Below are 15521 nucleotides of genomic sequence, written 5' to 3' on the forward strand. Positions count from 1 at the left end.
CGCGCATACAAAAGCGTAATGTCAATCAAAAACGATCATAAATTTTCATGTTGCAGCGCGATATTGATTAATTTGATCGTTCTTGATTGACAACGTAAAGAGATTGCGAATAATCACAATCAGGAGGACCACATGCACGAACGCGAACGCCATCGCATCATCTTGAGCGCCACACAGGAAAAAGCTGTCGTGACGGTGCAGGATATTGCCGAACTGACGGATGCGTCGGAAGCAACGATCCGCCGGGATATCGCGTCCCTGCATGTTCAGGGAAAGTTGCGACGCGTGCGTGGCGGTGCCGAAGCGGTGCATCCACCGCAGTTGGGTAATCTGGCCGCGCGACCGTTCCGCGTGTCCGAATCGGTCAACATCGACAAGAAACGCGCAATTGCGCGCAAGGCGGTTGATCTCTGTAATGAGGGTGATGCGATCATCTTAAATGGCGGCACGACTACATTCCAGATGGTGCACTACATGGCGGCGCGACGGCTGCAGGTGATGACCAATTCCTTCGCGATTGCGGAGCATCTGGTCAAACATTCCAAATGCAATGTCAGCGTGCCGGGTGGCGCAATCTATCGCGATCAAAGCCTTATCCTGTCGCCCTTCGAAAACGATGCCATCCGCAATTTTTACGCAAGACGAATTTTTCTCGGCGCGCAGGGCATAGGCGCACTCGGCATCATGGAATCGGACGCGCTGGTGATCCAGAGCGAGCAGAAGCTGATGCGGCAGGCGGAAGAGCTGATCGTGATGGTCGATTCCTCGAAATTCAAAAAACGATCCAGCCTGATTTTATGCCCACTCGAAAACGTCTCGACCATCATCACCGATGACGGGATTTCGGATGAGGCGGCGCGGATGGTTGAAAATGCCGGCGTCGAATTGCTGATCGCCGGCGCAGCGGGGGATGGCAAGATAGCCAACCCGCCTGATGAGGAGGATTCCTCTTCGGTCGCTTGAGGAAGCACCGAAAAGAGGAACAGGTTCAAAAACGGGAGGAAAAGGAACATGAAACTTACACGCAGAACATTGACGAGCGTCCTGGCACTTAGCGCGGCGCTCTCCGTCGCGGGTCTTGGCGGCGTTGCCCAGGCAGCCGATGTGAAGATCGCGCTGGTGGTCAAATCACTTGGCAACGGCTTTTTCGAAGCCGCCAACAAGGGCGCGCAGGAGGCGGCAAAAGACCTCGGTGGCGTCGAGATCATCTATACGGGCCCGACCAGCACCACCGCGGAAGGCCAGATCGAGGTCATCAATTCGCTGATCGCGCAGGGCGTGGATGCCATCGCTATTTCCGCCAATGACCCGGACGCCGTAGTTCCGGCGCTGAAAAAGGCGGCGCAGCGTGGCATCAAGGTCATCTCCTGGGATTCCGGCGTGGCACCTGAAGGCCGCATTTTGCAGCTCAACCCCTCGTCCAACGCGCTGATCGGCAAGATGTGCCTGCAGCTTGCCGCATCGCACCTGGAAGGCGGCAAGGGCGATTTCGCCATCCTTTCTGCTACCACCACCTCCACGAACCAGAATATCTGGATCGATGAGATGAAGAAGCAGTTGAAGGACTTCCCCGGCCTCAACCTCGTTACCACCGTTTATGGTGACGACCTTGCCGACAAGAGCTACCGCGAAGCACAGGGCCTGCTTTCCTCCCATCCTGATGTAAAGGTCATCGTCGCACCGACGACGGTTGGCGTTCTTGCGGCCTCTCAGGCCGTGAAGGATGCGGGCAAGATCGGCAAGGTCTTTGTGACGGGCCTTGGCCTGCCCTCGGAGATGGCTGGCGCCATCAAATCAGGCGCAACCAAGGAATTCGCCATCTGGAACCCGATCGACCTCGGTTATTCCGCCACCCAGATTGCCTACCGCCTTGTGAAGGGTGAAGCAGACGGCAAACCGGGCTCGGAAATCGAAGCCGGCCGCATGGGCAAGATCAAGGTTGGCGAAAATAGCGAAGCGGCCATGGCCGATCCCTTCATTTATGACGCCAAGAACATCGATCAGTTCTCGAAGATTTTCTGATCTGAATAATTTCCGGCAGTGCGAAGGCTAACCCCCTTTGTCCTGCCGGACATCTCCCCCTGAAGGGGGGAGATCGATATGCCGCACCCGCTCGTTCCATAGGCAGGGTGTATCCGCTTGCCGATCTCCCCCCTTGTGGGGGAGATGCCCGGCAGGGCAGAGGGGGGTGCCTCTCGCCGCTTCACTCAAAACCAACCGGTAAGACGGAATGATGCGTGCTGAAACCAAAATCTTAGACGTTACCGAGACTTACAGCGCGACGCCCATTCTGGAAATGCGCGGCATCAGCCAGATATTCCCCGGCGTGAAGGCGCTGGATGGCGTCGATATCGCGCTTTATCCCGGCAAGGTCACGGCGCTGATCGGCGAGAACGGTGCTGGAAAATCCACGCTCGTCAAAATTCTCACCGGAATCTACCGCCCGAATGAAGGGGAAATCCTTCTCGATGGCCGGCCCGTCACCTTTCACGGCGCACAGGATGCCATCGATGCCGGCGTGACCGCCATTCATCAGGAAACCGTGCTGTTCGACGAGCTTTCCGTGGGAGAAAACATCTTCCTCGGTCATGCGCCCAAAGGCCGTTTCGGCCTCATTGACTGGAAGACCATCAATGCGCGCGCCGGGGTCCTGCTTGAACAGCTCGAAAGCACCATCGATCCGTCCATTCGGCTGAAGGACCTTTCCATCGCGCAGCGCCACCTCGTGGCAATCGCCAGAGCGCTTTCCGTCGAGGCACGCATCGTCATCATGGACGAACCGACAGCCGCCCTTTCCCGCAAGGAAATCGATGATCTGTTCCGCATCGTTGAAAACCTGAAGCGGCAGGGCAAGGCCATCCTGTTCATCAGCCACAAGTTCGATGAAGTATATGAAATCGCTGAAAATTACGCCGTATTCCGGGACGGAAAGATGGTCGGCGCGGGTAATCTCGCCGCCACCCCGCAGGATGAGATCGTGCGCCTGATGGTTGGCCGCGACGTCACGAACGCCTTTCCCAAGCAGGCGGTCGCGCTCGGCCCGACGGTTCTTTCGGTCCAAAATTATTCACACCAGACGGAATTTCGCGATATTTCTCTCGATCTGCGCAAAGGCGAAATTCTTGGCCTTTATGGGCTGATCGGCGCCGGGCGGTCGGAACTGTGCCAGTCGCTTTTCGGCATCACCCGCCCAGCCTCAGGACAGATTACCCTCAACGGCCAACCGCTCGTCATCCGTTCGCCGGAGGATGCGATCCGCGCCGGCATCGTTTATGTGCCGGAAGAGCGTGGACGGCATGGGCTGGCGCTGGACATGCCGATCTACCAGAACATGTCGCTGCCCTCTCTTGCCCGCACCTCTCGCAAGGGCTTTCTCGCCGCAGCAAACGAATTTGCTCTGGCGCGCAAATATGCCTCCCGCCTCGACCTGCGCGCCGCCGCCCTGTCCGTGCCCGTCGGCACGCTTTCCGGCGGCAACCAGCAGAAGGTGGTGATCGGCAAATGGCTCGCCACGCAGCCGAAAGTCATTATTCTCGATGAACCCACCAAGGGCATCGATATCGGCTCCAAGGCCGCCGTGCACGGCTTCATCAGCGAGCTTGCAGCCGAAGGTCTCTCCATCATCATGATTTCATCCGAACTTCCCGAAATTCTCGGCATGTCCGACCGCGCCATCGTCATGCGCGAAGGCCTGATGGCAGGTCAGTTCGAACGCGCCGATTTTTCTCCGGAAAAGCTGGTGCGCGCCGCCACCGGCAACGCCTGAGAGGGGCAAAACCATGCAACGTTTTCTCAAAAATCGCGAATGGCTGCTGGCGGGCATCATCGTCATCATGATCGCAGGCTTTGCGCTGCGCGCGCCCGGTTTCGGTAAGCTGGCCAATCTCGTCAATATCTTCAACGATACCTCCATCCTCATCATCCTGGCGCTTGGCCAGATGGCGGTCATTCTCACCAAATCCATCGATCTTTCGGTTGCCGCCAACCTCGCCTTCACCGGCATGGCAGTGGCGATGACCAATGCCGCCTTCCCGGGAATTCCACTGCCGCTTCTCATCGCCATGGCGGTCGGCATCGGTGCGTTTCTGGGATCGATCAACGGCATTCTCGTCTGGTGGCTCGGCATTCCGCCCATCGTCGTCACGCTCGGCACGCTCACCATCTATCGCGGCATGGCCTTCGTGCTGTCGGGCGGCGGCTGGGTGAATGCGCACCAGCTTTCGCCGACTTTTCTCAACGTGCCGCGCACCATGATCCTCGGCATGCCGGTTTTATCTTGGGTCGCCATCCTCATCATCGCCGGTGCCTGGCTGGTGCTCAGCCGGACCTCTTTCGGCCGCTCCGCCTACGCTTCCGGCGGTAATCCGGGCGCTGCGGTCTATGCCGGCATCGATGTCGGCCGCACGCGCTTTCTGGCTTTCGTTCTGTCGGGTGCACTGGCAGGACTTGCAAGCTATCTCTGGGTATCGCGTTATGCCGTTGCCTATGTGGATATCGCCGCCGGTTTCGAACTCGATAGCGTTGCGGCAAATGTGATTGGCGGCATCTCCATTGCCGGCGGCATTGGCTCGGTGGCAGGCGCTGTGCTCGGCGCACTGTTTCTCGGCGTCATTAAGAACGCCCTGCCCGTCATCGGCATTTCTCCCTTCGCGCAAATGGCGATTTCCGGCGTGGTTATCGTGCTCGCCGTCGTCTTCAACGCCCGCGCCGAAGCTCGAAAAGGGCGCATCATCCTGCGCGACCGGGCGGCAAGCGATCAGGCCAAGGAGGCCGCAGCATGAGTACGAATTCTCAACCGGCGCAGAAGCCACGTATCATTCCAGACAAGCTCGGCACGCCGTTGCGCCGTCTCCTGGCAAGCTGGGAAGTGCTGCTGCTCGGCGTCGCGATCCTCATCTTCATCGCCAATTCGTTTGCCTCGCCCTATTTCCTCAATGCCTGGAACCTGTCCGACGCGACGTTCAACTTCACCGAAAAGGCGATCATCGCCTTTGCGATGGCGCTTCTGATCATCGCTGGCGAGATTGATCTCTCAGTCGCCGCCGTCATCGCTCTCGCCTCCACCGCAATGGGTGCGGCGGTGCAGATGGGTGTTGGCACGCCGGGACTCGTCGCCATCGGCATCGGAACCGGGCTACTCTGTGGGGCGTTCAACGGCTTTCTCGTCGCTGGCCTCAAACTGCCATCCATCGTCGTCACCATCGGCACGATGAGCCTGTTTCGCGGTATTTCCTATATGGTGCTGGGTGACCAGGCCTATGGCAAATATCCGGCGGATTTCGCCTATTTCGGTCAGGGTTACGTATACTCGGTCATCTCCTTCGAATTCGTGCTGTTCCTCGCCATGGCCGTCATCTTCGCCATTCTGCTGCACGCCACCAATTTCGGCCGGCAGGTCTACGTGATCGGCAACAATCCGTTTGCCGCCCGTTTTTCCGGTATCCCCGTCGAGCGGGTGAAATTCATCCTCTTCCTTTTGACCGGCCTGATGAGCGGCATCGCCGCCATCTGCCTCACCTCGCGGCTCGGTTCCACCCGCCCCTCGATTGCTCAAGGCTGGGAGCTTGAAGTCGTGACCATGGTGGTGCTCGGCGGCGTGTCCATTCTCGGCGGCTCCGGCACCATTGCAGGTGTCGTCATCGCTGCCTTCGTCATGGGCCTCGTCACCTTCGGCCTCGGTCTTCTGAACGTGCCTGGCATCGTCATGTCGATCTTCGTCGGCCTGCTTTTGATCATCACCATCGCCATACCCATCGTTGTGCGCCGCCTTCGCGCCATCAGAGGCTAAGCCATGCCGGAATTAGAAAAACACGCTTTCAAGATGAAACTCTTCGCCGGCAAGCAAGCCGAATATAGACGGCGCCACGACGAGATATGGCCGGAACTGGTTGCTCTACTGCACGAAGCGGGTGTGAGCGACTATTCAATCCACCTCGACCCGGAAACCGACATCCTGTTCGGCGTGCTGACCCGCCCGAAGAACCACGGTATGGCAGCTTTGCCCGAGCATCCCGTGATGAAGAAATGGTGGGCGCATATGGCTGACATCATGGAAAGCAACCCCGATAGTTCGCCTGTCGCGACTGACCTTGTGACAGTGTTCCAACTGCCATGAATGACATGACAAAGCCACGCCGCGTCGCGGTCATCGATATAGGCAAGACCAATGCCAAGGTCGTTGTCATCGACACCCGAAGCGGCGAAGAGATAACCGGTGACAGACGTTCCAACCCTGTCCTTCGTGACGGCATTTATCCGCATTACGATGTGGAGATGCTCTGGAGCTTCATTCTCGCCTCTCTGCGGCGGTTCGCGGAAGAGCCGGGTTTCGACGCGATTTCCATCACGACCCATGGCGCGTCTGCCGCACTTCTTGACGAAAACGGCGATCTTGCCATGCCTGTGCTGGATTACGAGCACAGCTACCCCGCAAGCGTTGCGGAAGCCTATCTCCGCATCAGGCCAGATTTTGCTGAAACCGGCTCGCCCTCGCTTCCAGCCGGATTGAACCTTGGCGCACAAATCCATTTCCAGAAAACCGCCTTTCCGCAGGAATTCGCTGGGGTGCGCAGCATCGTCACCTACGCGCAATATTGGGCGGGGCGGCTGACCGGCGTTCAGGCCACCGAGACGACCTCGCTCGGTTGCCATACGGATTTGTGGAATCCGCGGCTGAAGGCGTTTTCATCGCTGGTCGAGCGCTTGGGCATTGCGCAATTGATGGCGCCGGTGCGCTCCGCCTTCGATGTACTCGGGCCAGTCCGCGAATCGGTGGCGCTGGAAACCGGGCTTTCGGGGGATATATCGGTCTATTGCGGCATCCATGATTCCAACGCCTCGCTCCTGCCGCATCTGCTGCGGCGGCAGGGTGATTTTTCGGTCGTCTCCACCGGCACCTGGGTGGTGAATTTCGCCATCGGCGGTACGGCAGAGGCGCTGGATCCCGCCCGTGATACGCTTTTGAATGTCGATGCCCTCGGGCGTCCCGTTCCCTCCTCCCGCTTCATGGGCGGCAGGGAATATGAAATGCTGACGCACCAATTCGGGCCTGCTCCGGGCGAAGAAACCGAAGCCGCTCTCGGCGGCGTGCTCACAAGAGGCATGATGCTGTTGCCCAGCGTCGTCAGCGGTTCCGGCCCCTTCCCCGGCAAAACAGCGCGCTGGATTGCCGACGACAATGCCACTGTTGCGGAACGGCACGCGGCAGCGGCGCTTTATCTCGCCCTGATGACGGAGTTCAGCCTATCGCTCATCGGGCGGAAAGGCCCGATACTGGTCGAAGGGCCATTCGCCAGCAATGCGCTTTATCTCAAGGCGCTGGCAGGTTTTGCCGAAACTGAGGTCATCGCCGTCAGCGGTTCCACAGGCACCAGTGCCGGGGCAGCACTCCTCACCGGTATCAAACCACTTGCCGGTCGCGAGCGTCATTTCGCTCCCGATGCCATTGCAGGGCTTCCCGCCTATCACAGCGAATGGCAGGCCCGTCTGGCTTGACGCAAGACGACAAAATGCGGCCGGGTATCCAGCCGCATTCCGTTTTGCAAAAGGATCAAGCCTTGATGAAGGCCAGAAGATCGGCGTTGAGCACGTCTGCATTGATGGTCAGCATGCCGTGCGAGAAGCCGGGATAGGTCTTCAGCGTACCGTTTTTCAGGAGCTTCACCGATTTCAGCGCAGAGTCCGCAATCGGCACGATCTGGTCATCTTCACCGTGCAGCACGAGTGTAGGCACGCTGATGGCCTTCAGGTCTTCGGTCTGGTCGGTTTCCGAGAATGCCTTGATGCCATCGTAATGCGCCTTGGCACTGCCCATCATACCCTGCCGCCACCAGTTCTGGATCACGCCTTCCTGAACGGTCGCTCCATCGCGGTTGAAGCCGTAGAACGGGCCGGAGGGCACATCGCGGAAGAACTGCGCGCGGTTTGCGGCAAGTGCTGAACGGAAGCCGTCAAAAACCTCCATCGGCAGGCCCTCGGGGTTGGCCTCGGTCTTGAGCATCAGCGGCGGCACGGCGGAAACCAGAACGGCCTTCGCGACGCGGCCTGCGGGTTCACCGTGTCTGGCAACATAACGCGCCACTTCGCCACCGCCGGTGGAATGACCGATATGCACGGCATTTTTCAGGTCCAGCGCTTCTGCAACCGCAAAGGCGTCTGCGGCATAATGGTCCATATCGTGACCTTCGGAAACCTGCGCGGAGCGGCCGTGACCACGGCGATCATGGGCGACGACACGATATCCTTTCGAGAGGAAAAACAGCATCTGTCCATCCCAGTCGTCGGAGCTGAGTGGCCAGCCGTGGTGAAACACGATGGGCTGAGCATCCTTCGGGCCCCAGTCCTTGTAGAAGATGTCTGTTCCATCTGTCGTCTTAACAAAGCCCATGATCGTTTCTCCTTCGGTTGCGTTGGCATCTTCCGGTGCGATCTATGTTGTGCGCCGGTTTGATGGAGGGATGATGACGCAGGAAAACATCCGCAACAATTGCAACAATAATTCTGAATGAATTGCTGATCTGGTAATAATGGCCGTGCCGCCCGCTGTCTTATGCCCCGTTACCGGCGCTAAACGGCACCGCGACCGAAAAGTTGCGACAGAAGACGCAAACGGATTGAAATAACCAACCGGATAAGTTGCGTTTTAAATTGTAATCAACGGCGCACGGGCGCGGTCGCGACTGCACACCGCCGGAAACGAAACTCGCGAAGTTGCTCGAACTCTCAATCCACGTCGGGATCGTATTCCCTCGGGCTGTCGTCCTTGGAAAACAACACGCAAGGGCCGCGTGAACCGCGTGGATCATAGGCGTATCCCTTGGCGGTCAGTGCCTGCATGATGTCGCGAACACCTTCGAGGCCATAAAGGTGATCGTGCAGCTCGACGAATATCCGCTCCACGCCAGCAAGCTCGGCATTGCCGAGCAGATCGCGTTCCGCGCCCTCGATATCCATCACGAGCGCCGTGATGCCCCGGCTGGCGACAAACGCATCGATATTCTCGGACGAGATTTCGATGCGCCTTTCATAAGGACCCTGATTTTCGTCCATGGACGACATCCAGAGATCCTTGCGGACATAGAAGGGATAGGTACGCGGCTCGTCGGCCGTGAGAAGTCCTTGGGAAAACACGACATTGCCACGGCAATTTGCCTTGATCACCCGTTCCGCCAGTGCCGCTGTGGACGGATTGGCCTCGAATGCCCAAACGGAAACATCCTGAATACCGGCAATGATCGAGGTTATGATGCCGATGCCGGACCCCAGTTCCAATACGCGGTCGCCGGGCTTGATGGCTTTCAGGACGCTGCGGGCCTCTTTCGCCTCATAGCTGCCGTCGGTCAGCGCCTGCCATATGACGGGCGATACCTCATCGGAAGAAAGAGGCAGGGCTACTCCATGCACATCCAGAATTTCCATATTTCCCAAGCCCTTTCTCAAAACCCGGTCTCGTCAACAGAACGATCCCGCATAGACCGCGAATGCTCTACAGTATCGGTGCGACAACCGGTATTGGTTTTCGCCGTCAACGATGTATCCCACTGAAATTTAACATGGCTTGCCCTGTTCGAAAGCAAACCCGTTCAAACGGAACTCCAGGCCACCAGCTCCTTGGCCGGCAACGGCCGGCTGATCAGATAGCCCTGTACCAGATCGCATCCCAGACGTTTGACCAGCTCATATTGCTCCTCCGTCTCGATGCCTTCGGCGATGGTGGTCATTCGAAGGCTGCGCCCGACGCCGACCACGAATTCGACGATCGCCAGCGCGTCGCGGTCGCTGGTGATATCGCGCAGGAATGACCGGTCGATCTTGATCTTGTCGAACGGCACGCCGCGCAAATTCGCAAGCGAGGAGTAACCGGTGCCGAAATCGTCCATGGCGATCTGGATGCCGACGGCCTTTAGCCGCGTTAGCGTGTTGATCGTCTGGTCGCTCTTGTTCAGCAGGATCGATTCGGTGATCTCAAGCTCGAGCCGGCTCGGCTCCAGCCCGCTTTTATCAAGGGCACCCATCACGTTCTGAATGAGGTTGGTACTGTGGAACTGAACCGGCGAGAGATTGACCGCCACCTTCATGTCCTCATCCCATCGCATCGCCTCGCGGCAGGCAGTCTCCATCACCCATTTTCCGAGCGAATGGATAAGGCCGGTTCGTTCCGCAACGGGAATGAACACGCTGGGCGGAACATCGCCGCGCACTGGATGTTTCCAGCGCAAAAGTGCCTCGAAGCCACAAAGCTTGCGGGTCTGCGTCGCCACCTGCGGCTGGTAATAGACCTCCATCTCGTCGTTCTGCAGCGCAGTCTGCAGATCGGCCTCGAAGGATTTCTTTTCGGTCAGCTGCTTTTGCATGCGGACCTTGAAAACACTCGCCCGGCCAGGGCCGATGGCCTTGGCTTCATAGAGCGCCAGATCCGCGCGCTTGAACAATTCATCCGCATCGACGGTACCATGCGATATGGCGATACCGATGCAGGTGCCGATTTTCACCTCCTGCTCGCCGAGCTGGTAGGTCCGGCTGATCTGCTCGATAAGCTTGGAGGCGAGACGGCGCGCCGTGTCCTCATTGAGATCATCGGACACGACAGCGAATTCATCGCCGCCAAGGCGGCAAACCATGTCGTAATCACCGCCGATCCCCGAAAGGCGCTGTGCCACGGCCTGAAGCAAGGCGTCGCCCGAATCGTGGCCAAGCGTGTCGTTGACGTCCTTGAACCCATCGAGATCAAGCAGAAGAATGGCCGTCGTTCCATTGCCGCCGAAAGAGCGGCGCAACCGCTCGATAAGTTCCTGCCGGAACAGCGAGCGGTTCGGAAGGCCCGTCAACGCATCATGATAGGCATCATGCTCAAGCCGGACATTCTTGGCCTGCAATTCAAGCGTGGCGGCGCGCAGGTCGTCCGTCAGCCCGCGCATGCTTTTCTGCGCGCGGTTCAACAGATCGTTCTGACGAAGCAGCAATATCACCAGCGCGATGCCGCACAGGATCAATCCGCCCGCAAGCGCGGTGTAGACGATATGCAGCTTGCGCACGTCCTCATGGGCCGTATCGATCAGATTGACGTCATAGGCGACCGACGACGAAGCCAGCGTCGTCATCGGCGCATCGAGCGAGCTCATCTCGGAGAGCAGATCCGGAACATCCCTTGGCTCCAGGGTGTTCATCTGCTGTTCCAGGCGGGCCAGAACCGCGTCAAGGCGGGTTACGAGATCCCGCCATTGCTGTTTTTCATTGATGAAAGCGCCGAGGTTACCCTGCTTCAAGAGCTCCAGGCGGCTTAGCATGATGTCCATGCGCAGCTGCAATTCGTCCCGGTCGATGACACCGGGACTGAGCGCAAAAACGGCCAATTTGTTCTGAAGGCGGAGATACTCCGCCACGGTCTGACTGACCGCCCACGAATCGTTATAGCGGGCAAATTTCTGCAGAGCGGTCTGACGCTCGGCAATGACGAAAGCGATATAGCCCGTTGCCAGGACGAAGCAACAGATGATCACCGCCACAAGTTTTCGCAAACGGCACCTTTATTCCACTATCAATTTGGCAACTTGCCATGCGGACCGCGAATAATAGGTCTGCTTCTGCAATTCCGGGTCGCTATCATAGGGATAGATGACAAACAGCGGACCCTTTTCGCGAACTGTCATGTAGTTGCCATCCAGCTTGATCGCGAGGATAACGTTAAATTTCTTAAAATCCTCAACCGGTATGGTGCTCACATAATCGTTGAGTGCAACTGCCGTTACGCTGGTGCCTTTTGCGCCGACGAGATCCATCAACTTTGCCAGTGACACGCCGTCAAAACGAACGCGGCCATCGTGCCAGGGCGTCGTGGTCTCCACCGTCACCATGCCCAATCCCTCCAGCATGTCGCGATCGAATACCGCAGCGCCATCGGCATTGGTGTTGGTGATGTTTCCGGAGATGGTCAATATCGGCTTGCCTTGCGGCTTGGCGATCGTCCCGGCCTCGGCACAGGAAAGCCACATGAGCGACAGAAACGCACTGAGAAGTACCCGGGCGAAACTCATACTCTTTCTCCATCTAGCGTTCAGGTCGAGGGGTTTTCGCCAACCTCTGAGGGTCAAGGGAACCGACGCTCGCAATATATATCAGGAATGAATGTTATATCCTTAGTGAGATTTTATCCGTATTTTCTCTAGGTTTTGAGTAAACCGTTTGGATAATTTTTCCGTCTTATTGTACTTTTTTACACTTCACGCCCTGTTATGACGCAAGCAACACTACAAGTTACGTCTTCGTATCAATCCGTCTGGTGCGACAAAGGCCAAATTGCGGCATATGCGTGATTGCTTAACAACAGCAACACATGATTCGCGCGTATCGGACAAGACCAATGCGCGTTCGGCATCCGCCTGCCTGTCAGGCAGGAAAGCCGAGAGACAAGTTTCGCATCACAGAAAAATCATGGCGATTGCCAGAGCGAACGGTTGAAACATACCGTACGCAACTTAATATAAGAGCTGTCATTTCCGTTTCCGGCATTTTCAGCTTCCTCTTGCCGGAAATGCCCAGACGCCCGTTCCGCGCAGCGCAAGCGGCGATACCGGATATAGTCCGGTCAGGAAAATTCTGTTCACGTCTCCGGGCTGGACGGCACCCTGCCGTATCGGCCACATCATGAAGGTAGTCCCTATGCACACCTATCCCGACATCAAACTTCTCATTGATGGCGAATGGCGAGACGCCGTTTCCGGCAAGACGATCGCCGTATCCGACCCTGCGACCGACGAAATCATCGGCGCGATCGCCCATGCCGAAAAGGCGGACCTAGATCTCGCGCTTGCCGCCGCCGAGCGTGGCTTCAAGGTCTGGCGCGACACCTCGCCATTCGAGCGTTCCAAGATCATGCGCAGGGCAGCCGATATCCTGCGCGAGCGCAAGGACAAGATCGCCTATATAATGACCCGCGAGCAGGGCAAGCCGCTGTCGCAATCGGCAACCGAAATCATGGGCGCCGCCGATACCATCGACTGGTTCGCCGAAGAAGCACGTCGCACCTACGGCCAGGTCATTCCGGCGCGTGCAACCGGCGTTTCCCAGCTTGCCATCAAGCTGCCGGTTGGTCCCGTCGCGGCGTTTACGCCATGGAACTTCCCGATCAACCAGATCGTCCGCAAGCTTTCGGCTGCCCTTGCCACGGGCTGCTCCATCATCGTCAAGGCCCCGGAAGAAACACCGGCATCGCCGGCGGAACTGATCCGAGCGTTTGTGGATGCGGGCGTGCCGGCGGGTGTCATCGGTCTCGTTTACGGCGTGCCATCCGAGATTTCGGAATATCTGATCCCGCATCCGGTCATCCGCAAGATTTCCTTCACCGGCTCCACGCCGATCGGCAAACATCTGGCAGCCCTTGCCGGCAAGCACATGAAGCGCGCCACGATGGAACTCGGCGGTCATGCGCCAGTGATGATCTTTGACGATGCCGATATCGAAAAAGCGATCGAGGTGACCTCGCTTGCCAAGTTCCGCAATGCCGGTCAGGTCTGCGTCGCTCCCACCCGCTTCCTCGTGCAGGACGGTGTGGCGGATCGCTTCCTTGAAGGTTTCGTGGAAGCCACGAAGGCGATCAAGGTCGGCAACGGCCTGGAAGAAGGTGTCGTCATGGGGCCGCTCGCCAATGAGCGCCGCATCCCAGCGCTGGAAGGCCTGATCAACGACGCCGTTTCCCATGGCGCGGAACTGAAGACCGGTGGCCGCCGCATCGGCAACAAGGGCAACTTCTTCGAGCCCACGGTGCTCGCCAACGTGCCCGTGACAGCCAAGATCATGAACGACGAGCCCTTCGGTCCCGTCGCCATCATCAACCGCTTCTCGACATTCGATGATGCCATCAACGAAGCGAACCGCCTGCCTTTCGGCCTTGCCTCCTACGCCTTTACCAGCTCGGTCAAGACAGCGCATGCGCTCGGCCACCAGGTCGAGGCGGGCATGCTGACCATCAACCACAACGGCCTTGCGCTTCCCGAAGTCCCCTTCGGCGGCGTCAAGGATTCCGGTTATGGCACGGAGGGCGGTTCGGAGGCGGTTCAGGCCTATCTGGAGACGAAATTCGTCAGCCAGATGAGCTGAAGCTTTGGATGCAAGCTCAGGGCGGATGACAATATCCGCCCTGAACCTGAATTTGGCGAACTCGGAATCTCCACGCGTCGTCACCCCGGACTAGATCCGGGGTCCAGCGCGATCAAGTCATTGACCGCAAAAGACTATTCACCGCGCAGGCGCCCAGTGGCCGGATGCCGGGTCAAGCCCGGAATGACGGAGTGAAAGACCTTCGTCAATCTGTGAAGAAGCAAGATCTGCTATGTCTTTTCTTCGGTAGTACCACCTCCCTTGCCTCCGTCCTCATCATGCCCTAAAAGAACAAAAAGTGAACTTAGAGAGGTACTATGAGCGAGACAGCGGCACCCGCGTTGAAGGAAATCTTCAACCACGAAAAACTGCGACACATCGCCGATCAGACCAAAGCCGTTCATGCGCCTTTCGATGTTCCCGCCTTCATGGCGCTTGCCACGACAAATCTCGAAGCGCTGGGCATCATGCAGCGCATGCGGCAGGTGGCGACCAGCCTGCACGCCACGCTTCCCGGCGACTATGCCCGCAACATCGAAATTCTGACAGCCGCAGCACCCGGAATAGGCAACGGTTTCGCATCCATTTCGCTGCCAGAATATGTGGCGCTTTACGGTCTCGACGATTTCGATCTTTCCATGCAGGCGCTGCAATATTTCACCCGTTTCGGCTCCTCGGAATTTGCCATCCGCCATTTCCTGCAAAGGGATCTGGCCCGAACACTTGCCGTGATGGAAACATGGTCGCAACATGACAACGAGCATGTGCGGAGGCTGGCGAGCGAAGGCTGCCGGCCGCGCCTGCCTTGGTCGTTCCAGCTCAAAGCCCTGATCGATGATCCCTCACCGGTCACCGCGATCCTTGATGCCATGAAAGCTGACGAGGCGCTTTACGTGCGCAAATCCGTCGCCAATCATCTGAACGACATCACCAAGGACAATCCCGCTTTCGTGCTGGCGCTCATCGACACATGGCCGAAGGAAAACCCGCATACACGCTGGATCGTGCGGCAGGCCTTGCGCACTCTGGCCAAGAAAGGTGACGCTGCCGCGCTCGCCCATTTCGGTGCCCATAAGGAGGCTCAGATCGCACTCTCGGCGTTTCAGGTTTCTCCTGAAAGGGTCGCTCTCGGTAATCCGGTGCGGATTTCAGCTTCTTTCACCTCGACGGCAGAAAGCCCGCAGAAGCTGGTGATCGATTATGCCGTGCATTACGTGAAAAAGAGCGGTGACGCCTCCGCGAAAGTCTTCAAGTGGAAAGAAATCGAGTTGCAGCCGGGCGAAACATGCGCGCTCTCGATAAGCCGCGCCATGCGTGATTTCACCACCCGCAAGCACTATGCGGGTGTTCACAAGGTTGACCTGATGGTCAACGGCAGGCTGGCGGCCGAGGCCTCTTTCGAACTGCTGATATGAAGCTGGCGAGAG

Annotated in this window: 13 protein-coding genes; 9 read left to right on the top strand and 4 right to left on the bottom strand. The window is 58.1% G+C overall.

Going from position 1 to position 15521, the window contains the following annotated elements; all coding sequences use genetic code 11:
* Nucleotides 1-132 precede the first annotated feature (132 nt).
* The 7 genes from J5276_RS18005 (at nucleotide 133) to J5276_RS18035 (ending at nucleotide 7494) form a co-directional block, all read left to right on the top strand.
* On the top strand, nucleotides 133-963 hold the full coding sequence (locus tag J5276_RS18005; RefSeq protein WP_065704321.1) for a DeoR/GlpR family DNA-binding transcription regulator: 831 nt from the start codon (nucleotides 133-135) through the stop codon (nucleotides 961-963).
* Nucleotides 964-1011: 48 nt separating this feature from the next.
* Nucleotides 1012-2022, top strand: a complete 1011-nt coding sequence (rhaS, locus tag J5276_RS18010) for a rhamnose ABC transporter substrate-binding protein (protein WP_003511200.1) — start codon at nucleotides 1012-1014, stop codon at nucleotides 2020-2022.
* Between the two features lie 208 nt (nucleotides 2023-2230).
* Nucleotides 2231-3766, top strand: coding sequence for a sugar ABC transporter ATP-binding protein (locus tag J5276_RS18015; RefSeq protein WP_065704323.1), 1536 nt, complete (start codon nucleotides 2231-2233; stop codon nucleotides 3764-3766).
* A gap of 13 nt (nucleotides 3767-3779) precedes the next feature.
* The gene (locus J5276_RS18020) at nucleotides 3780-4781 is read left to right on the top strand and encodes an ABC transporter permease (protein WP_065704326.1); all 1002 of its coding nucleotides are present in this window, start codon (nucleotides 3780-3782) and stop codon (nucleotides 4779-4781) included.
* Nucleotides 4778-5788 carry an ABC transporter permease gene (locus tag J5276_RS18025; protein WP_065704328.1) on the top strand — a complete coding sequence of 337 codons (1011 nt, stop codon included), beginning with the start codon at nucleotides 4778-4780 and terminating at the stop codon, nucleotides 5786-5788. The genes J5276_RS18020 and J5276_RS18025 overlap by 4 nt, the downstream gene beginning before the upstream one ends.
* A 3-nt stretch (nucleotides 5789-5791) precedes the next feature.
* Nucleotides 5792-6115, top strand: a complete 324-nt coding sequence (gene rhaM / locus J5276_RS18030) for an L-rhamnose mutarotase (RefSeq protein WP_065704329.1) — start codon at nucleotides 5792-5794, stop codon at nucleotides 6113-6115.
* Nucleotides 6112-7494: an FGGY-family carbohydrate kinase gene (locus J5276_RS18035; protein WP_065704331.1), complete on the top strand. Its 1383-nt coding sequence runs from the start codon at nucleotides 6112-6114 to the stop codon at nucleotides 7492-7494. Before rhaM ends, J5276_RS18035 begins: the two co-directional genes overlap by 4 nt.
* Before the next feature lie 55 nt (nucleotides 7495-7549).
* Here J5276_RS18035 and J5276_RS18040 read toward each other — a convergent pair whose 3' ends face one another.
* From J5276_RS18040 to J5276_RS18055, 4 genes are all read right to left on the bottom strand, one after another.
* On the bottom strand, nucleotides 7550-8386 hold the full coding sequence (locus J5276_RS18040) for an alpha/beta fold hydrolase (RefSeq protein ID WP_065659631.1): 837 nt from the start codon (nucleotides 8384-8386) through the stop codon (nucleotides 7550-7552).
* 335 nt (nucleotides 8387-8721) lie between these two features.
* Nucleotides 8722-9417, bottom strand: a complete 696-nt coding sequence (locus J5276_RS18045) for an FkbM family methyltransferase (protein ID WP_003511210.1) — start codon at nucleotides 9415-9417, stop codon at nucleotides 8722-8724.
* A 164-nt stretch (nucleotides 9418-9581) separates the two neighbouring features.
* Nucleotides 9582-11504 carry a bifunctional diguanylate cyclase/phosphodiesterase gene (locus J5276_RS18050; protein ID WP_236742517.1) on the bottom strand — a complete coding sequence of 641 codons (1923 nt, stop codon included), beginning with the start codon at nucleotides 11502-11504 and terminating at the stop codon, nucleotides 9582-9584.
* Nucleotides 11505-11525: 21 nt separating this feature from the next.
* The gene (locus J5276_RS18055; protein ID WP_003511212.1) at nucleotides 11526-12032 is read right to left on the bottom strand and encodes a molybdopterin-dependent oxidoreductase; all 507 of its coding nucleotides are present in this window, start codon (nucleotides 12030-12032) and stop codon (nucleotides 11526-11528) included.
* Nucleotides 12033-12657: 625 nt separating this feature from the next.
* Here J5276_RS18055 and J5276_RS18060 point away from each other — a divergent pair.
* The gene (locus J5276_RS18060) at nucleotides 12658-14094 is read left to right on the top strand and encodes an NAD-dependent succinate-semialdehyde dehydrogenase (protein WP_003511213.1); all 1437 of its coding nucleotides are present in this window, start codon (nucleotides 12658-12660) and stop codon (nucleotides 14092-14094) included.
* A gap of 317 nt (nucleotides 14095-14411) precedes the next feature.
* Nucleotides 14412-15509, top strand: coding sequence for a DNA alkylation repair protein (locus tag J5276_RS18065; protein WP_174012036.1), 1098 nt, complete (start codon nucleotides 14412-14414; stop codon nucleotides 15507-15509).
* Nucleotides 15510-15521: the final 12 nt, after the last annotated feature.

The sequence above is a fragment of the Agrobacterium sp. S7/73 genome, assembly GCF_019355535.1.
GTDB classification, from domain to species: domain Bacteria; phylum Pseudomonadota; class Alphaproteobacteria; order Rhizobiales; family Rhizobiaceae; genus Agrobacterium; species Agrobacterium tumefaciens.